This window comes from Pseudomonas sp. Pseusp49 (genome assembly GCF_059491875.1).
Genome location: NZ_CP168514.1, coordinates 3,467,189 through 3,494,081, shown reverse-complemented (window position 1 = coordinate 3,494,081; position 26,893 = coordinate 3,467,189). Strand labels below are relative to the sequence as shown.

At 60.7% G+C, this 26,893-nt stretch carries 27 protein-coding genes; 20 read left to right on the top strand and 7 right to left on the bottom strand.

Annotation, left to right across the window (positions count from 1 at the left end):
* Positions 1 to 325 precede the first annotated feature (325 nt).
* On the top strand, positions 326 to 556 hold the full coding sequence (locus ACEN83_RS15695; protein ID WP_258680916.1) for a hypothetical protein: 231 nt from the start codon (positions 326 to 328) through the stop codon (positions 554 to 556).
* A 24-nt stretch (positions 557 to 580) separates the two neighbouring features.
* Here ACEN83_RS15695 and ACEN83_RS15690 read toward each other — a convergent pair whose 3' ends face one another.
* Entirely contained in the window at positions 581 to 1,480 is a 900-nt protein-coding gene (locus ACEN83_RS15690; RefSeq protein WP_495577640.1) for a LysR family transcriptional regulator, read from the bottom strand.
* Positions 1,481 to 1,828: 348 nt separating this feature from the next.
* On the opposite strand from ACEN83_RS15690, the gene ACEN83_RS15685 reads away from it, so the two are divergent.
* The 5 genes from ACEN83_RS15685 (at position 1,829) to ACEN83_RS15665 (ending at position 8,237) form a co-directional block, all read left to right on the top strand.
* Complete coding sequence (locus tag ACEN83_RS15685) at positions 1,829 to 2,956, top strand: 3-ketosteroid-9-alpha-monooxygenase, oxygenase component (RefSeq protein ID WP_495577639.1); 1,128 nt, start codon at positions 1,829 to 1,831, stop codon at positions 2,954 to 2,956.
* 40 nt (positions 2,957 to 2,996) lie between these two features.
* A complete protein-coding gene (locus ACEN83_RS15680; RefSeq protein ID WP_495577638.1) occupies positions 2,997 to 3,962 on the top strand; it encodes a 3-ketosteroid-9-alpha-monooxygenase, oxygenase component in 966 nt (321 codons plus the stop codon).
* Between the two features lie 265 nt (positions 3,963 to 4,227).
* Positions 4,228 to 7,128: a sensor domain-containing phosphodiesterase gene (locus ACEN83_RS15675; protein ID WP_495577637.1), complete on the top strand. Its 2,901-nt coding sequence runs from the start codon at positions 4,228 to 4,230 to the stop codon at positions 7,126 to 7,128.
* 57 nt (positions 7,129 to 7,185) lie between these two features.
* Positions 7,186 to 7,617 carry a GFA family protein gene (locus ACEN83_RS15670; protein WP_495577636.1) on the top strand — a complete coding sequence of 144 codons (432 nt, stop codon included), beginning with the start codon at positions 7,186 to 7,188 and terminating at the stop codon, positions 7,615 to 7,617.
* Positions 7,618 to 7,658: 41 nt separating this feature from the next.
* Entirely contained in the window at positions 7,659 to 8,237 is a 579-nt protein-coding gene (locus ACEN83_RS15665) for an eCIS core domain-containing protein (RefSeq protein WP_495577635.1), read from the top strand.
* Between the two features lie 12 nt (positions 8,238 to 8,249).
* On the opposite strand, the gene ACEN83_RS15660 is transcribed toward ACEN83_RS15665, so the two are convergent.
* From ACEN83_RS15660 to ACEN83_RS15650, 3 genes are read right to left on the bottom strand one after another with little or no spacing between them, the layout of a single operon-like run.
* Positions 8,250 to 8,600: a RidA family protein gene (locus ACEN83_RS15660; RefSeq protein WP_102699557.1), complete on the bottom strand. Its 351-nt coding sequence runs from the start codon at positions 8,598 to 8,600 to the stop codon at positions 8,250 to 8,252.
* Positions 8,601 to 8,627: 27 nt separating this feature from the next.
* The gene (locus ACEN83_RS15655; RefSeq protein WP_495577634.1) at positions 8,628 to 9,872 is read right to left on the bottom strand and encodes an NAD(P)/FAD-dependent oxidoreductase; all 1,245 of its coding nucleotides are present in this window, start codon (positions 9,870 to 9,872) and stop codon (positions 8,628 to 8,630) included.
* Between the two features lie 4 nt (positions 9,873 to 9,876).
* On the bottom strand, positions 9,877 to 11,295 hold the full coding sequence (locus tag ACEN83_RS15650; RefSeq protein ID WP_495577633.1) for an aminotransferase-like domain-containing protein: 1,419 nt from the start codon (positions 11,293 to 11,295) through the stop codon (positions 9,877 to 9,879).
* Positions 11,296 to 11,645: 350 nt separating this feature from the next.
* On the opposite strand from ACEN83_RS15650, the gene ACEN83_RS15645 reads away from it, so the two are divergent.
* The 5 genes from ACEN83_RS15645 to ACEN83_RS15625 all read left to right on the top strand — a co-directional run bounded on the left by ACEN83_RS15645 (position 11,646) and on the right by ACEN83_RS15625 (position 16,255).
* Entirely contained in the window at positions 11,646 to 13,079 is a 1,434-nt protein-coding gene (locus ACEN83_RS15645) for an amino acid permease (RefSeq protein ID WP_429396083.1), read from the top strand.
* Between the two features lie 84 nt (positions 13,080 to 13,163).
* Positions 13,164 to 14,129: an ABC transporter substrate-binding protein gene (locus ACEN83_RS15640; protein ID WP_495577632.1), complete on the top strand. Its 966-nt coding sequence runs from the start codon at positions 13,164 to 13,166 to the stop codon at positions 14,127 to 14,129.
* Between the two features lie 16 nt (positions 14,130 to 14,145).
* The gene (locus ACEN83_RS15635; RefSeq protein WP_116579449.1) at positions 14,146 to 14,922 is read left to right on the top strand and encodes an amino acid ABC transporter ATP-binding protein; all 777 of its coding nucleotides are present in this window, start codon (positions 14,146 to 14,148) and stop codon (positions 14,920 to 14,922) included.
* A 3-nt stretch (positions 14,923 to 14,925) separates the two neighbouring features.
* Positions 14,926 to 15,606 (top strand): amino acid ABC transporter permease, encoded by a 681-nt coding sequence (locus ACEN83_RS15630; protein WP_102699563.1) that lies wholly within the window; start codon positions 14,926 to 14,928, stop codon positions 15,604 to 15,606.
* Position 15,607: 1 nt separating this feature from the next.
* Positions 15,608 to 16,255: an amino acid ABC transporter permease gene (locus ACEN83_RS15625; protein ID WP_102699564.1), complete on the top strand. Its 648-nt coding sequence runs from the start codon at positions 15,608 to 15,610 to the stop codon at positions 16,253 to 16,255.
* Between the two features lie 2 nt (positions 16,256 to 16,257).
* Here ACEN83_RS15625 and ACEN83_RS15620 read toward each other — a convergent pair whose 3' ends face one another.
* Positions 16,258 to 17,535, bottom strand: a complete 1,278-nt coding sequence (locus ACEN83_RS15620; RefSeq protein ID WP_495577631.1) for an MFS transporter — start codon at positions 17,533 to 17,535, stop codon at positions 16,258 to 16,260.
* 136 nt (positions 17,536 to 17,671) lie between these two features.
* On the opposite strand from ACEN83_RS15620, the gene ACEN83_RS15615 reads away from it, so the two are divergent.
* Complete coding sequence (locus ACEN83_RS15615; RefSeq protein WP_495577630.1) at positions 17,672 to 18,130, top strand: winged helix-turn-helix transcriptional regulator; 459 nt, start codon at positions 17,672 to 17,674, stop codon at positions 18,128 to 18,130.
* Between the two features lie 86 nt (positions 18,131 to 18,216).
* On the opposite strand, the gene ACEN83_RS15610 is transcribed toward ACEN83_RS15615, so the two are convergent.
* Entirely contained in the window at positions 18,217 to 18,642 is a 426-nt protein-coding gene (locus tag ACEN83_RS15610) for a hypothetical protein (RefSeq protein WP_495577629.1), read from the bottom strand.
* 167 nt (positions 18,643 to 18,809) lie between these two features.
* Between ACEN83_RS15610 and ACEN83_RS15605 the strand changes: the two genes are divergently transcribed.
* The 8 genes from ACEN83_RS15605 to ACEN83_RS15570 all read left to right on the top strand — a co-directional run bounded on the left by ACEN83_RS15605 (position 18,810) and on the right by ACEN83_RS15570 (position 25,694).
* Positions 18,810 to 19,493, top strand: coding sequence for a TetR/AcrR family transcriptional regulator (locus tag ACEN83_RS15605; protein ID WP_495577628.1), 684 nt, complete (start codon positions 18,810 to 18,812; stop codon positions 19,491 to 19,493).
* A 204-nt stretch (positions 19,494 to 19,697) separates the two neighbouring features.
* Positions 19,698 to 20,912 (top strand): SfnB family sulfur acquisition oxidoreductase, encoded by a 1,215-nt coding sequence (locus ACEN83_RS15600; protein ID WP_495577627.1) that lies wholly within the window; start codon positions 19,698 to 19,700, stop codon positions 20,910 to 20,912.
* 10 nt (positions 20,913 to 20,922) lie between these two features.
* Positions 20,923 to 22,296, top strand: coding sequence for an LLM class flavin-dependent oxidoreductase (locus ACEN83_RS15595; RefSeq protein ID WP_495577626.1), 1,374 nt, complete (start codon positions 20,923 to 20,925; stop codon positions 22,294 to 22,296).
* Complete coding sequence (locus tag ACEN83_RS15590) at positions 22,293 to 22,958, top strand: methionine ABC transporter permease (protein WP_007974852.1); 666 nt, start codon at positions 22,293 to 22,295, stop codon at positions 22,956 to 22,958. Before ACEN83_RS15595 ends, ACEN83_RS15590 begins: the two co-directional genes overlap by 4 nt.
* Positions 22,959 to 23,056: 98 nt before the next feature.
* Positions 23,057 to 23,827 carry a MetQ/NlpA family ABC transporter substrate-binding protein gene (locus ACEN83_RS15585; protein WP_007974850.1) on the top strand — a complete coding sequence of 257 codons (771 nt, stop codon included), beginning with the start codon at positions 23,057 to 23,059 and terminating at the stop codon, positions 23,825 to 23,827.
* A 173-nt stretch (positions 23,828 to 24,000) separates the two neighbouring features.
* The gene (locus ACEN83_RS15580) at positions 24,001 to 25,044 is read left to right on the top strand and encodes a methionine ABC transporter ATP-binding protein (protein ID WP_495577625.1); all 1,044 of its coding nucleotides are present in this window, start codon (positions 24,001 to 24,003) and stop codon (positions 25,042 to 25,044) included.
* A gap of 102 nt (positions 25,045 to 25,146) precedes the next feature.
* Positions 25,147 to 25,419 (top strand): CopG family ribbon-helix-helix protein, encoded by a 273-nt coding sequence (locus tag ACEN83_RS15575; protein ID WP_495577624.1) that lies wholly within the window; start codon positions 25,147 to 25,149, stop codon positions 25,417 to 25,419.
* Entirely contained in the window at positions 25,419 to 25,694 is a 276-nt protein-coding gene (locus ACEN83_RS15570; protein ID WP_495577623.1) for a type II toxin-antitoxin system RelE/ParE family toxin, read from the top strand. Before ACEN83_RS15575 ends, ACEN83_RS15570 begins: the two co-directional genes overlap by 1 nt.
* Positions 25,695 to 25,776: 82 nt before the next feature.
* Here ACEN83_RS15570 and ACEN83_RS15565 read toward each other — a convergent pair whose 3' ends face one another.
* Positions 25,777 to 26,880, bottom strand: coding sequence for a sigma-54 interaction domain-containing protein (locus ACEN83_RS15565; protein WP_495577622.1), 1,104 nt, complete (start codon positions 26,878 to 26,880; stop codon positions 25,777 to 25,779).
* Between the last annotated feature and the right edge of the window lie 13 nt (positions 26,881 to 26,893).

Genomic DNA, 26,893 nt, shown 5'->3' with positions numbered 1-26,893 from the left:
CCTGGTGTTCCAGGCAACTCGTGACTCAGGCGCAGCGTCGCTTACGTCGACTCGTCGCCAGAGACCTTTTCAGTACTGCCATTAGATAACCCCCGTGTCAGGGGCGCTTTTCATTCGACGACAGCTCCTTGGCTATTGATGACACACCCGGTAGGTCTCGGCGGGCATTCGATGGCGGGGTCGCTGGGAGTGACCCGTCACTTCTTTGTATTTACCAGCGGAATCATTGGGTTACGCAATGGTCATAAGCCTGTCTGAACACTGCCCGGATAAACGTTTCGAGCAGCCGTGACCCTTCCATAATCCCGACATTCAGGACGTTTTCATGAATCGCGCAGTCATCTTGATCTTGGCCATTTCCAGCGCCGTGTTGTTGGGAGGCTGCGGCCCGCATTGGGATGACGGAGAACGGTACGGGCGATATCACGATCATGATCATCGACGTGGTTACGACTGGAGAGGGGACGATGATCAGGGTTATGACCGTGACTATGATCGTCGTGGCGATGATCGTGACCACCGTCGCTACCGTGATCGCGATGACAATGACGACTGATACGTCACATTGAAATGCAGGGGGCTAGCGGGGAGCTGCTGTGAAACCCGGCCCGCCGCAGAGCTTGTGCCTGAGGCTGGAGAACAGAAAATCGAACATCTCTTTCTTGCAGGCATCCAGCGGAATCGCTTCGAGTGATAGAAGCCAGAGATCCGAGCCTTGCCCTGTCCCCGTCATGAACCCCGGAAGCTGGACAAGCCCGGGGTCGGGCTCGGCAAAGGCCTGCCACATCAGCGCGACATTTTGACCCGCTTGAGTGGCCGCCTTGAGCGCGGCCCAGGAGTCTACCCAGCTACCGGTCCGGGCGTCTTCCTTGAGATGACGGGTCATCCAGCTTGCCAGCATGCAGCCGTTCATGTCTTCAGACCACCCAACCCAGGTTGAGTGCTCCGGGTCCACGCGGGGGCGAGGAGGACTCGCGGCGCCATAAACCGCGAGTGACAATCTACCCAGGCAAAGCCCTGTCAGATACTCAGGCCTTGCCCTCAAAACGCCCAGGGCAATGTCAGCTTTGCGTTGAGTCAGAGCGATTGCCGGGTCGCGTACGCTAGAGACTTCAACGGTCACTTCGGCATGGGTCTGTTGAAAACGCATGATGTCGGGGAGCAGATCGCTGCCCAGTTCTGCTGCGACGGCAACGCGAACATGCCCTTCCAGTGCGCCTTGTTGCTTGACGAGTGTGGTTGACAACTTCGAGACATGTTTTTCGAGTTCCTTAGCACACTTCAAGACTTTGACGCCTACTTCAGTTGGATGATATCCGGACGCCGATTGTTTGAAGAGTGGACTGCCGATGCTTTTTTCCAGTGCTTCGACACGACGGCCTACAGTTGTTCGATTAACCCCCAACGCTTTTGCGCCGCCCAAATAGGAGCCCGCTTCAACGGCGGCAAGGAAATAACGTAGATCGTCCCAGTCCAGCATTCTCGATGCTCCTTTTTGTTGTAATAGTGTTGGATCGTGCAAGCCGATCTTTCCCCTCGGGCATGGCCTTTACTTGTGCTTTATCAGTATCTGCTTGAAGGGGGGGCGAGGCTGTGCATAAAAGCACGTATGGGTGCAGCGATCAACCATTCGGTAAATCCGGAGCTCAAAGTAGCTTCATGGCGCGTGCGGTGTGCACTGGCATTAAAGCAACTTGATTTCAGCGTGCGAGAATGCACTGTTGCGTGCAAATTTGAACCTTTACACAGCGTTCTTGCACTACTAGTTTTCTTCACATTCATCTGTATAGCAGTTGGCCCTGGAAGTTAACTTCATAGAGGAAGGAAGATGGTTGATTTTGCACGGATAATCTCGAAGTTGCCTGATCGCTATGCACGTGGCTGGCATTGCTTTGGACTTGAAAGAAATATCAAGCGGGGCGAAATAACTTCTCTCGAGGCCTTTGGCACAGAACTGGTGGCGTTCCGTGGGGAGGACGGACAGATTCGGGTTTTCGATGCTTACTGCCCGCATATGGGGGCCAACCTGGCAAACGGAACCGTCAAGGGCAATACCCTGGAATGCCCATTTCACTCATGGCAGTGGGGCGATGGTGGTTACTGCGAAAAGATTCCTTATTGCGAGAAAATCCCGCCCAAAGCGCGGATCCGGCAGTGGGAAAGCATGGTCGAAAACGAACTTCTGTTTATCTGGCACGATCACGAAGGTCAGGGGCCGATTGCTGAACAGAAAATACCGGCTCACAGATGTTGTATTGAAGATGGCTGGTCGGATTGGGCCGTTATCAGCAAACCGGCGAACACCAACTGCCGGGAACTGATCGATAACCTTGCCGACGTGTATCACTTTGAGCCGGTCCACGGCTCACCCGTCAGTAGTTACCTTAATGTTTCGCAAGGACATACATATTGCCAGATGCTGACGGGCGGAAATCAGTTGATTGGTACGGGCGATTCGCTACGCAGTATTGCCTATTATTATGGGCCATCCTATGTAATAGCGGACATGGAAGCCGAAATGTGGGGCTATAAACTTGAATGCATCATGATGATTGGCAACGTTCCGATTAATCAAGATCGGTTCATGATGCACTTCGGCATGAAAGTGCGGGCGCTGGAATGCTTGTCTTTTTCCGAGAATCAAAAGCTCATTGCTGAATACATTGCCAACGGGCAGGAAACTTTCTTTCAGGACCTGCGCATCTGGGATAACAAAAAACGCGTGGACAATCCAATTCTCTGTGGCGGGGATGGGCCTGTATATCAATTGCGCGAATGGTATGACCATTTTTATCTGGACCGTGAGCAAGTGCCCCTCAAGTCCATCGAGAAAAGAGTGTTTGTTTCTCGCGAAAGAGAGGATACGGCGCAATGGCTTCTGGATGTTCATGGTGTCGGGCTCGACGGCCAGCCAGTCAGCCAAAGGGAGGGGTTGCTGTCTGGTTCTGAGGTATAGGGTGGCGCGCAAAAAACAATAAAAGCCTGGAGATACAACCGTGAAAAAAGACTTTTTTTCTGAACGATTCCCCAAGGGATGGTTTGGTGTGCTCTTTTCAAGTGAGCTGGCCGCAGGGGAAATAAAATCGTTCAAGTACTTCAATCGGGATTACGTGGCTTTTCGGGGTGAAAACCAGGAAGTGGCGATACTCGATGCGCATTGCCCTCACCTTGGCGCCCACCTTGGCGGCGGCAATTGCGTAGGAAATACCATTCGCTGCCCCTTCCACGGATGGCAGTTCGATCAGGAGGGAAAGTGCACCGCCATACCGTACTCGGAGCGTATTCCACCCAAGGCGAAGGAAGGCGCCCTGAAATGGCACCACGTACGCGAACTCAACCAGATGATTCATCTCTGGTTCGATCCTGAGGGTGGCGAGCCCGAATGGGAGGTTCCGCGGTCAGCCGAAATGAGCGGGGAGGAGGGCTGGACGCGTTGGTATTTCAAGCGCTGGAGGATCAAGACCCAGGGTAAGGAAATCATCGAAAACCTGGTGGATACCCCGCACTTCGCCATCGTTCACCAGTCGCCCATCGACAAGATCACCGTTGAGTACGACAGGCACATCGCGCGGCAGATTTCCTTGATTGGCCAGCACCCCACACTGGGCAGTCAACTGGAGACGGTGGCCACCTACTTCGGACCTGGCGTCATGCATGTCGAAATGCAGGGTACCCACGAAAGCCGTCAGGTCAACTTCCATACGCCGGTCGATCACGAGAGTCTGGACCTTTGCTACGGATTGAAGCTGCGCCATGATCATGCGATTGCGGATATTGACGCCATTGCCGAGGAATACGCCGGGTTTGCCCATAAGGCGTTCTACGAGGATGTCGAAATCTGGGAGAACAAGGTTTATCGCGAGTCGCCGCTGTTGTGTCAGGCGGACGGTCAGCTGTTCGAATTGAGAAAGTGGTATCGACAGTTTTTTGTTGAGGCACCACCTCAAGCCAACATTGCCTGATCAATGGTCCCCTCCAGAGACAGCAATACAAGAACGCCACTCGCTAGAGTGGCGTTTCTTTGTCTGGGCCTGTTGATGGAACACATCACCGTAGTGACGCCGACCCGGGCAATACACAGCGAATAATTTGCAGCCCGTCTCATACCTGATACTAAAGTGAACAAATCCTTGAAAAAAACGCTATAAGCTATAAATAAGATGATAGATGGCATATTGCTAGCAATCAGTCAGTGAGTTTCGGCGGTTTTTGGCTTAGGGAGCCCTGATGAGTTTTCGTACATTGACCGACTCCCGGCGGCATTCGAGCCATAGCGAGGTGGCCGCACTCCAACCCATAGTGAATCCGGATACTGTCGGCATGGCTTACGCTGGCAACGAAGACTCGATCGAACAGGTGCTGGACTCGGCGCGCCACTGGGCCCACAGCACTGCCTGGGTGTTCTACCGCGCCGGCGAACAGATGCATTGGGTCGGGCAAGGCGATCCGCGGGCGCAATGGCCTTCGAGCATTGCCAATGAGGCGTTTGAAGCCTTTTGCCGGACGTCGAACTTGCACCGTTGGCCGACCGGCAGAGGCGAAAGTGAGCTGGGTTGGCTGCTCGCACCCGTCAATCAGGCTGCTGAACCTGCGCTCGCGGACTTTGCCCAGCGCCTGGGCATCGAGCTACAGACCAATACCCTGGCCCGTGCGCAGATCACCCAGCGTGTGCTCTATGAAATTACCTATCTGGCCAGTTCGACCCGTGACCGCTCTGTGTTCCTGGTGGGGGTTCACCGGCTGCTGGCCAGCCTGATCGACGCCGAGAACTTCTATCTCGCGCTGTATAACCCGCACACGGGCAAGATTGATTACCCGTATTACGTCGACATCATCGACGTCGATGCCCTGGAATCGGAAAACTATGAATACCTTGACCCTTCGCGCCTGTCGTTGACCGGGCAGGTGTTGACCAGTGGCCAGCCATTGTTGATCGACGCCGCCGGCATCCTCGCGGCCCAGGCACAAAACCGTTTCCACTGTGTGGGTGATCGTCCCGAGTTCTGGATGGGCGCACCGTTGAAAAACGCCTCGGATGACGTGTTTGGCATGCTGGCGATGCAGGTCTACGACGTTTCGCGAATCTACAGCGCTGAAGACCGTGCGTTGTTTCTGGTGGTCGCCCGTCACGTGGCCATGGCGCTGGACCGGATCCTGCACCGGGAGGACCTGGAAGAAACGGTGATACGCCGCACCCTGGAACTGTCCGCACTCAACGATGCATTGCGCCAGGAAGTGGCAGACCGCGAACGCGCCGAACATCTGCAGAGCGCGCTGTTCCAGATTGCCGAACTGTCCAGCCAGCCCGGTGACATGGCCGAGCTGTTCAAGACCCTGCATGGCATCGTCGGTGACCTGCTGTTCGCACAGAACTTCTATATTGCGCTGTTCGACGACGCCACCGGCGAGGTGACTTTTCCCTATTACGTAGATGAACGACAGACGACCTGCCCGCCGGCACGGCGAGGGCGCAGGGGCCTGACCGAGTATGTGATCCGTCAGCGCCGACCTTGCCTGATCGACGTTGCCGAGGCCGAACGCTTGTCCGCGCAAGGTGAAATCGAACTTGCCCATGAGTCTGTGCGCTCTTACTCCTGGCTGGGCATTCCCTTGTTCGAAGACGACGCGGTGCGTGGCGTGCTGGCGGTGCAAAGCTATACCTCGCAGGTGCGCTATACCCAGCGTGACCAGGAACTGCTGACGTTCGTGTCGCGGCACATCGACACGGCGCTGTCGCGACGCACGGCCGCCGAAGCGATCCATGCCGCCAACCTCAAGCTCGAAGCCCGGGTGCAGAGCCGCACCCGCGAACTCGATCACGCCAATGCCAAGTTGCAGCACGAAAACGCCCACGATGCGCTGACCGGGCTGCCTAACCGCACCTACCTGCAACAGCGCCTCAATCTGGCCTGGTCGCGGTTCGGCCGCGAAGGCGGGCACCTGGCGGTGATGTTCATCGATCTGGACCGATTCAAGATGGTCAACGACAGCCTCGGCCACCACTTTGGCGACCTGCTGTTGATGCAGGCGGCCCAGCGTTTGCGCGGTTGTCTGCGCGAGACTGACATGCTGGCACGCCTGGGAGGCGATGAGTTTTCGGTACTGGCGCCCGAGGCCCCGCTGGACGTATTGATCGAAATCGCCGAACGGATCCTGGTGGCGTTCGACCTGCCGTTTTTCATCAACGGCTATGAGGTTTTTTCGTCTTGCAGCATCGGCATCGTCAGCGCCGACAGTCAGTTTCATCACGAGCCCGCCGACTTGCTGCGCGATGCCGATGCGGCGATGTACCGGGTCAAGAGTGCCGGGCGCGACAGCTACGCGGTGTTCAACCAGGAAGTGCGCCGTGAAGTCTCGGACCAGGTCGAGCGGGAAGGGGCCTTGCGCAACGCGCTCAAGCGTACTGACGAACTGCTGCCGTATTTCCAGCCGATCGTCAGTGTCGAAACCGGCGAGCTGCTGGCCCTGGAAGCGCTGATCCGTTGGCATCAGCCGGGCGGCCGGGTGATCGCGCCGGGCGAGTTCCTGCCGGACGTCGAAGGCTTGCGCCTGATCGGTCGACTGGACCTGTACATGCTGACCAGTATTGCCGCGATCCTCGCGCAGCCCGAGCACGCCAATTGGCCTGCGGTGCACGTCAACTGTTCCAGCTACAGCATGACGCGCCCCGGCTTCGCCAGTGAGGTGCTGGAACTGTTGGCGCAGCACGGGGTATCGCCGTCGCGGATCTGCCTGGAACTGACCGAAGGGGCGCTGGTCGCCGAGCCGGCGATTGCCCGACAGACCATGCAGCAACTGGCCGACAACGGCATGTCGGTGGTGCTCGATGACTTCGGCGCAGGGTTTTCTTCCCTGAGCTATGTGCATCAGTACCGTTTCAGCGGTTTGAAAATCGACAAGTCGTTCATTCTCGAACTGACCACCAGTTCCCGCAGTCGCGCGATCGTCCGGGCCATCGTGCGGATGGCCGAGTCGCTGGACCTGAGTGTGGTGGCCGAAGGCGTCGAGGATGAAGCGACACTGGAGCTGTTGCGTGAAATGGGCGCAGGGCAGGCCCAGGGTTATCACTTTGCCAAGCCGATGGCGTTGAAAGCGCTGTTGGCGAGTGAACTGCTCGGTCACCAGTGATCAAGCGGACTTCATGGCGCAAGCCGATACGGATGAACATTTTTCAAGGAGAGACTCATGGCATCAGGGCAATGTCTTTGCGGGGCTGTACGCTTTTCCCTGGCGGTTGAGCCACGATTTTTCTATCGCTGCCATTGCACGTTGTGCCGCAAGCAAACCGGGGTCGGCCATAATCTCGCCACACTGGTCAATGCTCGCGACTTTCGATGGGAAGAAGGGCAAGAGGCGATCACCGGTTGGCGCAAACCCAGCGGGTACAGAAATGACTTTTGCTCGCGATGTGGCTCTACCGTGCCTAATGTACTTCGCGAAACACCTTATTTCTGGATTCCGCTCGGACTGCTCGACGCCGAGCTGAACATGGAATGCATTGGAGATTTCTGCACCGATGACGCGATGCCATGGGATGAACAACGCTCTGAAAGAAGTCATTGCGCAGCCCCGGAATCATTGGTTTTTCTTCTGCATGAACTCCAGGTCAATGCCTGACCCGGAAACGGTTCACCACTGTCCGCTGCCCGGAGCGCCGAATGCCGCCCATCATCAAGCCCCTGGTGGCGCTGTTTGTTCTTTGCCTGGCGCTTGAAGTGCCGGCCCAGACCAGCGACTGCCCGGCTGGCCAGAGACAGGTGTGCCTGGACGGCTGCATCTGCCTGCCGGACGTGGTGTCCGAGGACGTTTACCAGATCGCGACGCCGGCCCTGGCGCTTTGGCTGACCCAGGCCCGCGATGAAGCGGCCATCGCCGGTACCCAACCCATTCCTGCGCACATCCGTGAGCAACTGGTGCCCTGGTACGATCCCGGCGTCCTCGATGCCGCGCGCTACAAAATCAGCGACAACGGACAATTCAGCGCCGCCACTGCCATGCTGCAGAACCCCGATGTCGGTGCCGTGACGCTGATCGACATCATCCTCTTCCGCGACCCTCAATCCGCAGAAACGGACGTCGCGCTCTGGGCTCACGAGCTCAAGCATGTGCAGCAGTATCAGGAATGGGGTGTGCAGGGATTTGCCCAGCGCTATACCCATGACTTCAATGCCGTGGAGACACCGGCCTATGCCATACAGGCCGAGGTCAGGCGGGCGGTGCGCAAAGGGGCTGACTGAAACCCTCCCGACTCAGCCCCGGTTGGCGCAGACGATGATTTCTACCCGCAGCGCCGGGTCTGCCAGTTTCGCTTCGCCACAGGCACGGGCGGGAGCATGGCCCGCCGGTACCCACGCATCCCACACGGCATTCATGGCGGCGAAATCCGCCATGTCAGCGAGCCAGATAGTCACTTGCAACATCTGCTCCCGTGATGAACCGGCCTGTGCCAGCAAGTCATCCACCCGAGCAAGGGCATCGCGGGTCTGACCGGTGATGTCGTGACGCGCTTCCCCCACTTGCCCGGCCAGGTAAACCGTATTGCCGTGGATGACGATCTGGCTCATGCGCTGGTTGGTTTGCTTGCGTTCGATTGTTTGCATCAATTGCACTCCTTTGGAAGGCATTGCTCAAAAGCGTTGCACGGAAAAGCTGTCGAGCCATTGGGGCGCCTTGCCGGCGATACAGTCAGCCACCAACTGGCCCGTCGCCCCGGCCAGGGTCAGGCCCAGGTGCTGATGGCCGAAGGCGTAGATCAATCGCGGTTCGTTGGGTGAGGGACCAATGACCGGCAACGAGTCAGGCAGGGAGGGGCGGAACCCGAGCCACTTGCGCGCGACCGGCTGGGTCAGGCCCATGACCCGGCGTACGTGGCGCTCCAGGTAGTCGAAGCGCTGCGGATTGGCCGGGTCATTGATCGAGCCAAGTTCCACCGTGCCCGCGACCCTCAGGCGTCCCGCCATGGGCGTCATGTAGAACGCACTTTCCACCGGGCAGCAGGGGCGGTTGAGCAGGGTGTCCTGCAGATCGAACTCGATGTGGTAGCCGCGTTCGGTGTCCAGCGGAATGTGATCACCCACCTGACGCGCCAGTGCCGCGGACCAGGCGCCGCCACACAGCACGACGCGGTCTGCGCGCCAGCTTTTCCCTTCGGCGCTGCCCAGGTACAGGCCGTCACTCTTGCGCTGCACGGTGGTGATCTTCGCCTGATGCACTGCGCCTTCGGCGATCAGTGGCGCGGCCAGCGCTTCGATGAAGGCGCGCGGGTCATCCATGTGCGACGACTCGGGAAACAGAATGCCGCCGACCGCCTTGCCTGCCAGCGCAGGCTCCAGTTGTTCGACATCCGCCGCGTTCAGCACTTGCTGGGCAATGCCCAGGGCGCGGCGCAATTCGATCGCCGGGCGCGCACCGGCCAGACCTTGCTCGGTGCCGTAGGCATAGATGCAACCGTTGTGACGCAAATGCCGGTCGGCCAGCGGAGCGTCGGCCAGCAGTGGCGCATAACCGCTGTAGGTGTGCTGGAGAATGTTGCTCAGGGCCTGGGTGTTGGCCTCGCAGCGCGAAGCGCGACATTCATTGAGAAACCGCAGCAGCCAAGGCATCAACCTTGGCAGGCGTGCCCAGTTGATGACGAAGGGCGACTCCTTCGAAAACAGCAGTGACGGAATCGCCTTCAGCAGCGACGGCTGGGCAATCGGCATCACGCCGTAGGGTGCCAGGGTGCCGGCGTTGCCATAGGACGCGCCGCTGGCAATCGCGTCGCGCTCCAGCAACACGACCTGGTAACCCTGGCGACGCAGCCAGAGTGCGGTGGCAACGCCGACAACGCCGGCACCGATAACGGCAATTTCGCAATGAACGGGCTGTGTCATGTCCTCAGATCCGGTTGTGCATGTGGAGGTGACCCTGACGCGCCAACTGGCTGATGATGGTCAGGGCTTTGATCAACTGCTCCCGTGACAGGGCCGCGGAGATATTGATGCGTACGGCTTGCGGCGAGAGTTCCGGGCGCAAGGTGAAGGCACCGCCGGCCAGCAGCACCACACCGCGGTCCTGACACAGGCGGGCGAAACGCGAGCCGGTCCAGGGCTCCGGCAGTACCAGCCAGGCGTGGGTGCCGGTGGCGCTGTGCTGGAACTCCAGGCCTTCAAGGTGCGTGGCCAGCAGCGCCTGGCGAATGCGCAGTTCTTCGCGCTGTTCCGACACCAATTGCTCGGCATGACCGTCCTCGATCAACCGGGCGGCGATCAGCGCCGTCAGGGGTGACGTACTCCAGCAGTCGATGCGCTGCATGGCGGCGATGTCCTGCACCAGGGGTTGCGGCGCCATGACAAACCCCATGCGCAGCCCCGGCGCGATGCATTTGGACAGGGCCGAGATATAGATCGTGCGCTCCGGCAGCAGCGCGGCGAAAGGCGCCGGCGACTTGTCCAGCAAGGGACGATAGACGTCGTCTTCGATGACCAGCAGGCTGGTTTCCCGAATGACTGTCGCCAGTTCTTTGCGGCGCTCGGCATCGAGGGTGATGGCGGTCGGGTTGTGGATCGACGGCACCAGAAACAACAGGCGTGGCTGATGTTCGACGCAGGCCTGGCGCAGGGCTTGGGGGGACATGCCGCGCTCATCGGCGTCGACCCCGACCAGAATCAGCCCCAGCGAACGGCACAAGGCGTTGATGCCTTGATACGTCACGCTGTCGGCCAGCACGGTATCGCCGCTGTTGGTCAGGCTGCGCAAGGTGCTGGCGATCCCGTGTTGGGCGCCTTCGCAAATCAGCATCTGCGAGGCCTGGGCCTCGACGCCGGTGTGGCGCAACCATTGCGCCGCCGCTTCACGGGCCCACAGCGGGCCTTCGGACGGGTGATAGTCCTTCATGTCGGCAAAACGCGGATCGCTGGCCAGGCGCGGCAACAGCTGCGCCAGCACTCGATTGAAGCCATCGGTGGCGGGGCGATTGACGCTCAGGTCGACGGTGCCCGGGTCATTGCTGGGGGCCGACTGAAACTGCGCCGCCGGATGCCGCAGTTGTGCAACTTGCGTCCCGCGGCCTGGGCGGCTTTCCACCAGTCCCTTTTGTTGCAGCACGGCCATGGCTTTGGTCACCGTGGTGATGTTCACCCCCAGTGCACTGGCGAAATCGCGATGGGGTGGCAGGCGTTCGCCCGGCTTGAGCTTGCCGTTGCCGATCGCTTCGGCCAGCGATTCGGCCAGCTGGGCATAAAGGGTTTCTGCCTTGTCACGTTGCAGCGCCGCGCTGGCTTTGAGTTCGTCCAGCAGTTGTTCGAATTGACTCATGGTGCTTTATCCCTGCTTGTCATGCTCTGAGCCAGACAATAAGCGAATTTGTATTGCTTTTTATCCGATACAAAGCCCATTGACAAGCTAAAAAACCGTGATTAGTGTGTGAGTTGTAATGCTTGTCATGCAACACAATAAGAAAATGGCTGGCGATGACCAGCTCAAACGGGTAAGCACATGACTCATAGAACTTTCCAGCCGGGCTCAGCCCTGGCTACCCGACACCAAAGCTTCTTGTCCCCGAGAGTGGGCGGCACAGAGTATCCGGTGAGTTGTCCCCCTCGCGCAAAGTCTTCGATGAATTTATCCGGTCGATCGACCCTATCCACCGCAGCGGAGGTCCTCCGATGAGCAACGTCCAGCCAAGCAAGACAACATCCGGCCAGCAACGCCTCAGCGGGGCACTGCGTCAACGCCATATCACCATGATTTCCCTGGGCGGCATCATTGGTGCCGGCCTGTTTGTCGGCAGCAGCGCTACGATCCAGGCGATCGGGCCCGCCGCGTTTCTCAGTTATCTCGCTGCCGGCATCGTGGTGATGCTGGTGATGCGCATGCTCGGTGAAATGGCCGTGGCGCTGCCCGGCGTCGGCTCCTTTACCGAATACGCACGTATCGGCCTGGGTAATTGGGTCGGGTTCACCAGTGGCTGGTTGTACTGGTACTTTTGGGTGATCGTGGTGGCGGTGGAAGCGGTGGTCGGCGCCAATATCCTTGAACAGTGGATACCGCTGCCGGCCTGGATGATCGGGCTGAGCCTGCTGGCGATCATGACCGCCATCAACTGCCTGTCGGTGAAGTCCTATGGCGAGTTCGAGTACTGGTTCGCCTCATTGAAGGTTTTCGCGATCATCGTCTTCATCTTTGTGGTGGGCGCCTACCTGTTCGGGTTCGCGCCGAGCACCAGCGCGCTGCTGGGCAACCTGGTGAATGACCGCGGCTTCATGCCTTACGGGGTGAGTGCAATCCTGGCCGGCGTGCCTACGGTGATCTTCGCGGTCGGCGGCGCCGAGATCGCGACGATTGCCGCCGCCGAATCCGACGATCCGTCGAAGAACGTGGCGAACATGACCCGTTCGGTGATCTTCCGTGTCATCACCTTTTATGTCGGCTCGATCTTCCTGATTGTCTGCGTGGTGCCCTGGGGCCAGATCGTCGCCGGTCATTCGCCGTTCGTGGCAGCGCTGGAGGTCATGCGCATTCCAGGGGCGGCGATGATCATGCAGGCAGTGGTGCTGGTTGCTGTGCTGTCGGCGCTGAACTCCGGACTGTACGTGTCTTCGCGGATTCTGTTCGGCCTCAGCCAGCGCGGTGACGCCCCGGCAAAACTGTCGGTGCTGACCGGGCGCAAAGTGCCCAGGGCCGCCGTACTGCTCAGCAGTGTGATCGGCTACATCGCGATCATGGCGGCGATCATTTCTCCGCAGGGCGTGTTCCTGTTCCTGGTCAACGCTTCCGGTGCGGTGATGCTGTTCGTGTACCTGGCCGTGGCGCTGGCGCAGATCAAGGTTCGACGCCAGGTCGAAGCCACCGCACCGGCCCGGCTGACCCTCAGGATGTGGCTGTTCCCATGGCTGTCCTATGCTGTGGTGGCAGTGATCGCGGGTGTTTTGGTGGCGATGGCGTTCCAGGAATCCTTGCGTACACAGTTCCTCGCCAGCCTCGTCAGTCTCGCCGTGGTGTCTGTCGCTTACCTGGTCCTCAGGCGCCAACGGCAAACCGCCGCCACTCCCCACGTCAATGCCATCGACATCCTCGCGGGTCTGCCGACACGGTCATAAATCACGGGAAGCATCGCGCCACGGACGGCGGTTCAGTTGCAAGGCTTGTACCGGTCACAACAATAATTTGCCTATAGGTGATGTATGTCCGACTTCAAGTTCAATACCCAGGGTGTTTCCCGGCGCGCAGTGCTCAAGGCCGCAGGCTACGGTTCGTTGGCAGCAATGGCTGCCAGTGCCACGGGCCCGGTGTCGTTCGCGTTCGCTGCCGACAAACCGATCAAGACCGTACGTCCCGGCTACCTGACCGCAGCCTGTCTGGGCGACATGCCCCTGGGCGCGCTGCGTGAAGGCGTCCCGGTCGGTACCGATCTGGAGTTGCTCAAGCTGATTGCCGACCGCCTCGAGCTCAAGCTCGACGTACTGACCATGGGCTTCCCGGCGGTGGTCGAGGCCGTGCGGTCCGGGCGTGCCGACTGGTTCGGCGGCAACTTCGCCTGGAACCCCATGCGTTCGAAAATCCTGCTGTTGACCGACCCGGTGTTCTACACCGGTGCCTACGTGATCATGCGCGATAGCGAACCGTTCGATACCTCGATCACGGTCAACGATGTGAAGGGCCGTACCATCGGCGCCATCACCGGTTATTTCACCATCCCCGACATGAAGAAAATCGAGGGCGTGAAGGAGGTCAAACTCTACGACAACACCGATTCCTGCCTGCGCGACGTGCGCGCCGGGCGCCTGGATTTTGCTGTGCTGGATGCGCCGACCATCGACTACATGATCCTTCAGGACCCCAGCCTCAAGCTCAAGCAGATCCCCATGGCCTACGACGAGAAATTCCCCAGCCTGACCGCCAAGTTCGAGGCGATCTGGGGCGTTCATCCGCAGAACCAGGACCTGTTCGATGGGGTGAACCAGGGACTGCGCTGGTTGAAAGCCACGGATCAGATCAAACCGGTGCTGGCCAAGTACGGCATCAAGAACCCGGACTACCTCGTGCCGCCCGCCAAGGACCCGCGCATCGGTGTGGACCGCGACGAGAAGGGCAATGTCATCGGACCCTTCGAGCATCCAGCCCGTGATTTCAGTCAGGCCTTTGCCTGAATCGAGGACCTGACCCATGGCTGAATCCACTCCACTGGTGCGTATCGAAGGGCTGCACAAGTCCTTCGGTAGCCTGGACGTTCTCAAAGGCATCGACCTCAACGTGCAGCAGGGCCAGAAAATCTCGCTCATCGGCCCCAGCGGCTCGGGCAAGACCACCTTGCTGCGCTGCGTCAACTACCTGGAAGAGCCGACCAAAGGCGACATCTACATTGACAACGAACTGATCGGCCAGCGCCTGGTGGGCAGCCGAAAAGTGCCCATGAGCGATAAGGAACTGGCGCGGATGCGCGCCGAAATCGGCATGGTGTTCCAGCGCTTCAACCTGTTCCCGCACCTGTCGGTGCTGGAAAACATCATCCTCGGTCCGCTCAAGGTGCAGCAGCGCAATCGCGCCGAAGCGGTGGAGCTGGCCGAGGACCTGCTGAACAAGGTCGGCATGTTCGCCAAGCGCGATGCCTTTCCCGAGCAACTGTCGGGCGGGCAGCAGCAACGGATCGCCATTGCCCGGGCGCTGGCGATGAGACCCAAGTTGATGCTGTTCGACGAGGCGACCTCGGCGCTGGACCCGGAGTTGGTCGGGGAAGTGCTGGGCGTGATGCGCAGGCTGGCGGAGGAGGGCATGACGATGATCATCGTCACCCACGAAATGAGCTTCGCCGAAAGCGTTTCCGACCAGGTGATCTTCATGGCCGACGGCAATATCGTCGAACAGGGGCCGCCGCGGCAGATTTTCCGCGAGAGCCAGGTCGAACGCACCCGCTCCTTCATCCGCGCCGTGCAGGAGCATTGATCGATGTTCGACACCACTGCACTGAACAAAGCCATCGAGATGCTGCCGTACTTCCTGAACGTACTGGGCGTCGGCGCGCTGACCACCATCGGCCTGACGGCTGCTGCGTTTGTAGTGGCGGCGTTGCTGGGTTTTTGCCTGGCGTTGATGCGGCTTTCGCGCAGCCGCCTCCTGAGCCTGATCGCCAGCGTTTACCTGGAGATCTTCCGCAACATACCGATCCTGACCCAGTTGTTCATTCTGTACTTTGGCCTGACCTATATCGGCATTACCTTGCCGGCCATCGGTGCGGCGATCATCGGTTTCGGCCTGAACGGTGCGGCCATTCTGTCGGAGGTTTTCCGGTCGAGCATCCGCACCATTGACCGTGGACAAAGCGAAGCGGCGTTCTCCATCGGCATGACCCGGTCTCTGGCGATGCGCATTATCGTGCTGCCGCAGGCATTCAAGGTGGCGATTCCGGGGATGGCCAACTTCGCCATCGGCCTGCTCAAGGACACCTCCCTGGCGTCTGCGGCGGCAGTGCCGGAGTTGACGTTCAAGGCGAAAATGCTGGTCAGCGAAACCTACCAGACCAACCTGATCTACTTCCTGCTGGCGATGATCTACCTGATCCTGAGCCTGGTGCTTTCCCATTGGGCGGCGCGCACCGAACGCCGCCTCAAAGTCGTCAAGGAGAATTGAGATGGGCTATGGCGAGTTGTGGGACGCGACCCATGTCGAATTGCTGGCGGCCGCCTGGGCCACACTCCAGTTGGCGTTCGGTGCGTTGGTCATCGGCTTGATCGTCGGTTTGCTGGTGGCGCTGGCACGGCTTTCCGGCAACCGCGCATTGCGGCGCGCGGCGCTCTATTACATCGAGCTGTTCCGTGGCACTCCGGCGTTGGTGCAGTTGTTCATCGTCTATTTCAGCCTGACCGAAATCGGCGTTCACTTCAGCTCGTTCCAGGCCGCGATGATTGGCCTGGGACTGAACGCTGCGGCGTATCTGGCAGAGATTTACCGTGCGGGGCTGGAAGCCGTGCCCAAGGGCCAGGTGGAAGCGGCGAAAGCGATTGGCATGGCACGCCACAACGTGCTGCGCTGGGTCGTGTTGCCCCAGGCCATCCGCATCGTGCTGGCGCCCATAGGCAACGTCGCGATCTCGCTGTTGAAGGATACGTCCGTGGCTTCGCTGATCGCGGCACCGGACTTGATGCTGCGGGCACAGGATTTGAGTTCGGTGTATTTCATGCCGCTGGAAATCTACATTCTGGTCGGCGCGATCTACTTTGCCCTGTGTTATCCGCTTTCACTTGGCGTGCGCATGCTCGAGCGCAAAACCAGGCACTGAGGTTATCTGGCGTAGCGCTGCCTGTGCCAACGCCAGGTGATCAACCACAGCACCAGGGCCGTCGCACTGATCGAGGCACCCAGCAGGCTGACGGCTGTCCAGCCCCAGTGCGCATACACCTGGGTCGCGGCCGCGGCCCCCAGTGCGCTGCCCACCGAGTAAAAGCACATGTAGGCGCCCACCATGCGGCTTTGGGCGTCGGGGCGTGCGGCAAAAATGAGGCTCTGGTTGGTGACGTGTACGGCTTGCACCGCGAAGTCGAGCAGGACCACTGCGCACACCAGCGCGATCAGTGACGTCGGCGCAAACGCGATGGGCAACCAGGACAGCGTCAGGATCACCAGCGAAATGCCGGTCACGCGTTGCCCCAGCCCCCGGTCGGCCCAGCGACCGGCTCTTCTGGCAGCAAGGGCACCGGCGACGCCGGCCAGGCCGAACAGGCCGATGGCTGTGTGCGACAGCGACAGCGGAGGCGCGCTCAGTGGCAGCACCATGGATGTCCACAACACCGAAAACGCGGCAAAGATCAGCAAGGCCAGCAGGCCACGGATGCGCAAGACCGGTTCGGTCATGAACAGCCTGAACATCGAACGGATGAGTGCCGGGTAGGTGTTTCGGTTGCGTGGAGACTCGGTGGCAGGAAGCACTTTCCAGAACACCGCCGCGAGGACCAGCATCAATCCTGAAGAAACGAAATACACGGCGCGCCAACCCGCCAGGTCGGCGATCAGCCCAGAGGTAAACCGCGCCAGGAGAATGCCCAGGACAATGCCGCTGGTGACGGTGCCCACGGCCTGGCCGCGTTGTGACGGCGTTGCCAGCACGGCGGCATAGGCCACCAGCACTTGAACCATCACCGCGAGCAAACCGACGATGACCATGGCGCCCAACAGGGCCAGCCATTGCTGCGCTGCGCCGACCCCCGCCAGGGCAACCGCAGACAGCAGCACTTGCGTGAGGATCAACCCCTTGCGGTTGAGCAAGTCGCCCAGCGGGACGATGAACAGCAACCCCAGCGCGTAACCGACCTGGGTAGCCGTCACCACGACCCCGATCATCGATGAGGCAACCCCCAGGCTCTGAGCCATTGAATCGAGCAGGGGTTGAGCGAAATACACGTTGGCCACCGCCAGCGCGCAGGTGACGGAAAACAACAGCGTAAGTGAGGGAGAAAGCCCCGCAGAGCTGTCTGCGCGGGCGCTTTCTTCATTATCCGCATCGGGCAGGCCCGAAGCCTGCGGGTCGAAAGGACAGGTGGCTGAATCGGAATCGGCTGTCACAGGAGCCTCCGTGGCGCTAAACTGGTTTCAATTAAAAACTGGATTGAATTGTTATCGAATCAGGTTTTAAATTGCAACCACTTTGCTCGGGATTGCACGGCAGGCCCGGCAATCCTTAATCCAGAAGGTCAATACGATGGTCGAAGACACTTCATCCCACAGCAGCGAATGCCCGGTAGCCAGAACACTGGAGGCCATTGGGGATCGATGGTCGCTGATGATCATCCGCGACGCATTCGACGGCATTCGCCGATTCAGCGAATTTCAGAAAAGCCTGGGCGTGGCCAAGAACATTCTGGCATCGCGCTTGAAAACCCTGGTTGAGGTCGGTGTGTTCGACGTTCAACCCGCATCAGACGGTAGCGCCTACAAGGAGTACGCCCTTACGGACAAAGGGCGGGAGATCTTTCCGGTGGTGGTCAGCCTGCGGCAGTGGGGTGAACGTTTCATGTTCAAGCGCGAGGAGACGCGTTCCGTGCTGCTGGACAATGAGCGCGGCCAGACCCTGATGCCGATTGAAGTTCGCTCATCCAGCGGTCAGAAGCTTGGGCCGGCCGACTGCCACAGGGTCAGGGTGGTTGCCGACGAGTCGTGAATCGATGGCCCATGACGGTCAGTGGCAGACATCGGTGCGGGGGTTGATCTCGCGCCCCACACCGATAGGCCGCCCAATAGCCGCGACTATGACAGGCGCGATTCAAGTGCCGTATTGCTCAAACTCTTGGCCGTTGCCCCGATGCGCGAGTACACCAGCCACACGAACAACAGCACGCTGCAGCCGATGAGCAGGGAGGCAATGGCAATCAATGGCTCGACTGCCGCAAAGCCCTTGAGGCGCAGCAGCAGTGCACCCAGCATCACCGGCACACTCAGGTTGTACAGCCAGAACTGTGCGGCCGCCGCTCGCCCTCCGGTGATGGACGGGTGCAGCGTGCCGATGACACCGAACAGGGCCATCGACACCCACCCCAACAGATTGATATGGGCATGTACTGCGTAGAGCGAATGGTCGCCGGACGCGCCCATCGCGACACCCAGCGCCACGCCAATGGCAAAGTAGATGGCCGCCAGCCGAAACCAGGTCCGCGAACGGGGATTGTGATTCATCGCATTCACCTCATGCGCCCGGGGGCGCGCTCAGTTGCTGAAATCCTGATATGAAATCGTTGAGCCCGGCGCGCTGGTTGTTCGGCACACGGGGCAGTGGCATATCCCGTGCCACGCCTCTATTATGAGACGCGTGTCTCATGATAAGACGGAGTATCATTTATTCCATGCCGATTCCCAAGTCAAGCCCGTCTGTCCGCGACGGCGATTCCCAGGGCCGATCCAACCAGAAGCTCAGAACGCGGCAAGCGCTGATCGATGCCGCCATCGCCTTGCGCGACGAGGGCCACGACCCGACTGTCGCGCAAGTGGCTGAGCGCGCAATGGTGTCTCGCGCCACCGCCTATCGCTACTTTCCCTCACCTGAAGCGCTGATCAGCGAGACGGCCGCCGAGCGCGACATCAAGCCACTGGAGCAGATCTGGCGACCGGGGGACGATCCGGTGAAGGGCATTGGCCTGGCGGCACAGGCGTTGAACAAAGTCCTGATCGACGACGAGATCGGCCTGCACGTGATGGAGCGATCGTTCATGACGGTGTGGCTGGAAAACCCGTCTCCCCAGACGCCGCTGCGGCCGGGCCGGCGCATGAGCTACATCGAGCCGATCGTCGACTCGCTCAAGGACGTGCTCTCACCCCGCGCGCGCAAACGACTGAAACAGGCGCTGTCGATCGTCATGGGCACCGAGGCCTTGATCGCCGTGCGCGATATCAGTCGCGCGAGCGTCGAAGAATCACTCGACACCGCCAGCTGGGCAGCGCGGGCCCTCGTTCGTCAGGCATTGGCCGAAGAGGAACAGGCACGACACAAGCGCAACCGTTCGCGCTCTGCTCCCGGTGAATCGCAGTAATCGGCACTGTTGAATAATCAACAGTACTTCAACAACAACTGTCCGGCTGGCGATTTCACGCTTCGCTTTATTTTGTAAGGTACTGATATTTAACGTTTAAATATCATGGCATGGATCATGCTCCATCTGGGTAAGGCTCCGTACCGACAGTCATTTGCAGGACTGTGCGGCCGTTGGCGGAGCCATCGCTAGAGTGAGGAATCCATGTCAGTTGCAGCCGCCTACCCGATCAATCCACCTTCGGCCCATGTGATCCGTGATGACGCCGAAGCCATACGCATCGCCCATGAAATCGCCGCGCTGTTGCAGGTCGGCGCCTCCGAGCGCGATCAGACGCGCCAGGTGCCGGCCGAGGTGGTCGATGCTTTTTCCAACAGCGGGCTCTGGGGCATTACGGTGCCTCGGCAGTACGGTGGCGCCGAGGTGTCCTATGCGACCCTGGCCCAAGTCATCGCGATTGTCTCGGCGGCCGATCCATCCCTTGGCCAGATCCCGCAGAACCATTACTGCCTGCTGGAAGACATCCGCCTGCAGGGTAGCCACGACCAGAAGCAGTTCTTCTTCGAGCTGGCCCTGGCGGGCAATCGTTTCGCCAATGCGCTGTCGGAAACCGGCGGCAAGAACGTGCAGGACATCCGTACCCGCCTGGTTGCAGACGGCGAGGGCTATCGCATCGACGGGCGCAAGGGTTATTGCACCGGATCGCTTTATGCCCATTGGCTGGGCGTATTGGCCCTGGACAGCGAAGACCGTGCACAACTGGCCTTCGTGCCGCGCCACACCGAGGGTTTGAATGTGGTGGACGACTGGGACAGCATCGGCCAGCGCACCACGTCCAGCGGCACCGTGCTGGTCGAGGGGCTGTGGGTGCCGGCCTTCAACCTGTTCCCGACTTACCGCTCCTACGAACGCCCGACCCTGGCCGGCCCCTTTGCGCAGATCACCACGGCGGCCATCGATGCGGGCATTGCCCGTGCGGCGCTGTGTGACACCATCAGCTTTGTCCGCGAGCAGGCGCGGCCATGGATCGATGCCGGGGTGGAAAAGGCCAGCGAAGACCCGTTGACCATCATTCAGGTCGGCGCACTGGACATCCGTCTGGAAGCCGCCGAGGCGCTGCTCGAGCGTGCGGGCCTGGTGCTCGACCAGGCCCGCTCGGCACCCGATGAGCAGTCGGTTGCGCAGGCTTCGCTGGCCGTGGCCAGGGCCAAGGTGTTGACCACCGAAATCGCCATCGAGGCCAGCAACAAGCTGTTTGAACTGGGCGGCACCCGCTCGACGCTACGCAAGCACAACCTCGACCGCCATTGGCGTAACGCGCGGGTCCATACCCTGCACGACCCTGTGCGCTGGAAGTACCACGTCGTGGGTAACTGGTTGCTCAACGGCATCAAGCCGCCTCGCCATGACTGGTCCTGAGGACGCGCAGATGCCCAAGCAAATTCGTCTCAACGCCTTCAGCATGAATACCGTCGGGCACTTGTCGCCCGGCCAGTGGCGCCACCCCCGTGATCAGTCCACACGCTACACCGACATTCACTACTGGATCGAACTGGCGAAAACCCTGGAGCGCGGCAAGATCGACGGCCTGTTCATCGCCGATGTGCTCGGCGTCTATGACGTCTACCAGGGCAGTGCCGACGAGGCGCTGCGCAGCGCGGCGCAAGTGCCGGTCAACGATCCGTTGCAACTGGTGCCGGCAATGGCCGCGGCGACTCGTCACCTGGGTTTTGGCGTCACGGCGTCGGTGTCGTTCGAGCATCCGTTTCCGTTCGCCCGACGCATGTCGACCCTCGATCATCTGACATCGGGGCGGGCGGGCTGGAACATCGTCACCTCATACCTGAGCAGCGGCGCGCGAAACCTCGGCCAGGAGCGGCAGTTGTCCCACGATCAGCGTTATGCGCTGGCCGAGGAGTATCTGCAGGTTTGCTACAAGCTCTGGGAAGCCAGCTGGGAGGAGGGCGCGGTGCAGGCCGACCGCGCCAGCGGGGTTTACGCCGATCCGCGCAAGGTGCACGGCATCGCTCATCAGGGCGAATTTTTCAGCGTGCCCGGTTTCCACCTCAGCGAGCCTTCGCCACAGCGCACGCCGGTGATCTACCAGGCCGGCGCTTCCAGCCGTGGTCGGGTCTTCGCAGCAGCGAATGCCGAGTGCGTGTTTGTGGCTGCGCCGAGCAAGGTGGTGCTCAAACAACAGGTCGCGCAGCTGCGTGCGGCGGTTCAGGCGGCCGGTCGCGAGGCCGATCAGGTGCTGGTGTTCGAACAGCTCACGGTGATCGTCGCCGCGACGGACGCCGAAGCCCTGGAGCGCTTGCGCGAGTACCGCGAATACGCCAGTGCCAGCGGCGCCCTGACCTTGATGTCGGGCTGGACCGGCATCGATTTCGGTGAGTACAGGCCCGACCAGATTCTGCGTGAAGTGCCCAGCGATGCCATCCAGTCGGCCGTAGAGGCGTTTACCCGCGCCGACCCGAATCGGACCTGGACCACCGCAGAGATTGCCGATTATTGCGCCATCGGTGGCGATGGCCCGGTGCTGGTGGGTTCGGCGAAAACCGTGGCCGATCAACTTCAGGAGTGGGTCGAGCAAACCGATGTCGACGGCTTCAACCTGGCCAGCGTGGTCGCCCCGGAGACCTTTGAGGCGGTGGTCGATCTGCTCGTGCCGGAGTTGCAGGCACGGGGTCTGTTCAAGCGCGAGTACGAGGACGGCACCCTGCGCCACAAGCTCTTCGGCCAGGGCGATCGCCTGGCGACGCCCCACCCGGCGGCGGCCTTGCGCGTGGGAGAGCGGCGATGAACGAGTGGTTCGCTCACGTCAATTGGGGCGAAGTGGCCGAGGCTTGCCTGGACACCTCGAGCATGCTCGGTGCGGCACTGGCCTGCACGGTGTTGCTCGGGTTGCCGCTCGGCGTGCTGTTGTACCTGACGGGCCAGCGCCAGTTGCTCGAATCGCCGCGGCTGTACCGGCTGTTGTCGGTGGTGGCCAACGTGCTGCGCTCGATGCCGTTCATCATTCTGTTGATCGTGCTGATCCCGGTGACCACCCTGGTCACGGGCACCTCGCTGGGCGTGCGCGGCGCCATCCCACCCTTGGTGGTTGGCTGCACGCCGTTCTTCGCCCGGTTGGTGGAAAGTGCCTTGCGCGAAGTCGACCGCGGACTGGTTGAAGCCGTGCAGTCCATGGGCGCCAGTACCCGGCAAATCATCTTGCATACCTTGCTGCCCGAAGCCCGGACCGGGCTGATCGCTGCGGTCACGGTCACCGCCATTGTGCTGGTGGACTACACCGCCATGGCCGGCGTGGTGGGCGGCGGTGGCCTGGGGGACCTGGCGATCCGTTTCGGTTACCAGCGTTTCCAGACCGATGTGATGGTGGTCACCGTGCTGCTGCTGATCCTGCTGGTGCAGGCCTTGCAGATGAGCGGCGATCGCCTGGTCCGGCATTACACACGGCGCTAAGCGCCTGCCTTACCCGAACGCAGCAGCCGGGTATCGCTGCTGCAGGCCCTACGTCCACCTCACGACGGCCACTTTTTGATCATTCTGGAGTCATGAGCATGAAAAAGACCCTGGCCGCCCTCGCAGCCGTTTTATCCCTGAGCGCCCACGCCAACGAAAAACTGGTGGTGGGCGCCACCCCGGTGCCTCACGCGGAGATACTGGAATTCGTCAAACCGGTGCTGGCCAAGGAGGGGGTTGATCTGGACATCAAGGTCTTCAGCGACTTCATCCAGCCCAACCTGCAACTGTCCGAGAAAAACCTCGACGCCAACTACTACCAGTACCGGCCGTTCCTCGATGACTTCAACAAGACCCGGCACACCGATCTGGTACCGGTAGTGGGCGTGCACATCGAGCCGTTCGGCGCCTATTCGACCAGGATCAAGAAACTTGCCGATCTGCCCGAAGGTGCCAGTGTCGCCATTCCCAACGATCCGGTGAACACCGGACGCGCCCTGGTGTTGTTGCACGAAGCCGGTTTGATCAAGCTCAAGGACCCGAGCAATACCCTGGCGACGCAACACGACATCGTCGAGAACCCGCACAAACTGAAGATTCGTGAACTGGAAGGCGCCTTGCTGGCCCGTGCGGTCAGCCAGGTGGACCTGGCGTTCGTCTTTGCCAACTACGCACTGGAGGCCGGTATCGACACCAACAGCGCGCTGATCGTCGAGAAGGGCAAGGACCTGTACGTCGAGTTCCTGGTCGCCCGTCCGGACAACATCAATGATCCGGGTATCCAGAAGCTGGCCAAGGCCCTGAACTCGCCGCAAGTGCGCGATTTCATCCTGACCCGCTACAAGGGCCAGATCGCTCCCGGCTTCTGACCGGTAGCCAAGACGAACACTCTTACTGTGGCCAGGGAGCTTGTCGGATCGCCGCACCGTCCCGCTGGGCCGCGAAGCGGCCCCAAAAGATGGGACTGCTACGCAGTCCAGCGGGAGCAAGCTCCCTCGCCACAGGGCAGGGTGACTTTTTTGTTTGTGCGGGACTTTCGTTCATGGTCAGTTTCAATCCACAGACCCTGGCTGCCGCCGTGCATATACGGCTGGTGGGCCTGGGCAAGCATTACCGGGTCGGGCAGCAGAGCGTGCAAGCGCTGCACGACATCAACCTGGACATTCGCCGCGGTGAGGTGTTCGGCATCATCGGTCGCAGCGGCGCCGGCAAATCCTCGCTGCTGCGCTCGCTCAACCGCCTGGAACAACCGAGCAGCGGGCAAGTATTGATCGAGGGCGAGGACATCGTCGGCTTCGATCGTGCACGCCTGGCGGGCTTGCGGCAGCGCACCGGGATGATCTTCCAGCACTTCAACCTGATGGCGTCCCGTACCGTCGGCGACAACGTCGGCCTGCCGCTGCGGCTGGCGGGCATCGGACGTGCCGAGCGCGAGCGCCGAGTCGACGAGCTGTTGCAGCTTGTGGGGCTGCAGGACAAGCGTGACGCGTACCCGGCGCAGCTCTCCGGCGGGCAAAAGCAGCGGGTCGGCATTGCCCGGGCGCTGGTGTTGCAGCCGGATCTGTTGCTGTGTGACGAAGCGACCTCGGCACTTGATCCGCAGAGCAGCCAGGCGATTCTCGCATTGCTGCGCGACATCAATCGGCGCCTGGGGCTGACCATCATGCTGATCACCCACGAGATGGAGGTGATCCGCGACCTCTGTGACCGCGTGGTGGTCCTGGAGCAAGGCCGGGTGGTCGAGCAAGGCGACGTCTGGCAAGTGTTCGGTGACCCGCAACACGATGTCACCCGTGCCTTGCTCGGCACACTGCAGTCGGCCGGGCATGACGTGCCGTCAGCACAGGCGGCCGCGATACTGCTCGACCTGCACTACACCGGGGCCAGTGGCCACGAACCGGAGTTGTCGGCCATCGCCGCGCTGTTCGGTGGCCGCACGCACCTGGTGCAAGGGGGTATCGAGCGCATCCAGGGCCGTGCGCTGGGGCGACTGCGGGTGCGGGTGGAAGCCGCCAGTGGCGCAGTGGACGCATTGCTGCAACAGGCACGACAGATCGCCGATCGGGTCGAGCGGGTCGGCGCCTGAGTCGGTTTTGGGCGGCGGCAGTGCCGGGCAATCATATCGATGGTGTAGTATTATTTACTATGATTAACTTTGAATCGAGTAACGATCAGGAGCAACCCCATCATGGCAACCACCACGAAAACCCGATCTGTCACGGCTCACGTCCCTGAGCAATTGGCCCAAAAAGTCGATTTGATGGCAGAGCGTCTGGAGCGCTCCAAAAACTGGATCGTCAAACAGGCTCTATACGCCTGGATAGACCAGGAAGAAGAGCGTAGTCGCCTGACCCGCGAGGCCCTCGCCGATGTTGACGCTGGCCGCGTGATTGACCACCAGGCTGTTCAGGCCTGGGCGGATAGCCTCAGCACCGACACGCCGTTGCCGGTACCGCGCTGATGGAGTTGAAGTGGACAAGCAAGGCGCTTTCCGACATTACCCGACTGTACGAGTTTCTGGCGTCGGTGAATCAGCCTGCCGCAGCACGAACAGTGCAGCAAATCACGGCGATACCGATCACGCTGCAGAGCAATCCACGTATTGGTGAACGCCTGGAAGAGTTCGAGCCAAGGGATGTGCGCCGAATTCAGATCGGCCATTATGAGATGCGTTACGAAATAGTGGATTCCACTCTCTATTTGCTGCGTCTGTGGCACACCCGCGAGGATCGGTAGCCAGGTGAAATCACTCGCGATTGCCGATCGGGTCGAGCGGGTCGACGCCTGAGTCAGTATTGGCGGCGACAGTACCGGGCAATCATATCGATAGCTGGATCACCCGATGGTCTGGCGCGTCATCGACGGCACGACGCTTGTTGACCACCAGCTCGCCGATGGCGATCAGGCGTGCCCGGGTCACGTTGCGCGAGAGTCCGAGCAGGCTGGCGGTATGTACCTGGTTGTGATGACAGAACTGATAGGCGGCGCGCAACAAACTGTCCTCGACCTGCTCGTACAGCGCGCCCTGCTGTTCTTCGAATAACCGTTTGAACGCGCGCTGCAGGAGCGCCTGGGCCGACTCTTCAGAGGGACTGGTTTTTTCCGCCGGGCGCTCGATACGCAAATGCGACAGGCGCAGATCCTCCTGCCGCACGAGTCCGTCCCGGCAGATCAGCAAGGTGTGATGGATGACGTTTTCCAGTTCGCGAATGTTGCCGGGCCAGCCATAGTCGGCCAGCTTGCGTTCGGCGTCGGCACTGAGGGTGATCTGTCCGTATCCCAGGCGTTCGCTATAGGTGCGGATGAAGTGGCGGGCCAGCGGCAGAATGTCGCCGGGGCGGTCACGCAGCGGATGCAAGTGCAGGCTGACCACGTTGAGGCGGTAGTAGAGGTCCTCGCGGAAATGTCCGGCGTTGATCGCTTTTTCCAACTGCACATTGGTGGCGGCCAACACCCGGACGTTGATCGCAATGCTCTTGCGCGAGCCCAGTCGCACCACCTCACGCTCCTGCAGCACACGCAGCAGCTTGACCTGGATGGGCATCGGCAGATCGCCGATTTCGTCGAGGAACAAGGTGCCGCCATTGGCCTCTTCGAACCAGCCCGGCTTGGCGCTGATGGCGCCGGTGAAGGCGCCTTTCTCATGGCCGAACAGTTCGGCCTCGACCAGTGATTCGGAGAAGGCGCCGCAGTTGACCGCCACAAAGGGCCCCTGGCTGCGCCGGCTGAGGTTATGGATATGGCGTGCGACCAACTCCTTGCCGGTGCCGGTTTCACCGATGATCAGGACGCTGGCCTCGCTGGGTGCGACCTGTTGCAAATGGGCGAGCAGGGCCTGCGACTTGGGGTCTTCGAAAACCTGGGCGGTGGCTCGGATCGACGTGGCCAGCGACGGGGATGGGGGCAGAGTCAGCAGTTGCATGGGGCTCCCTCGC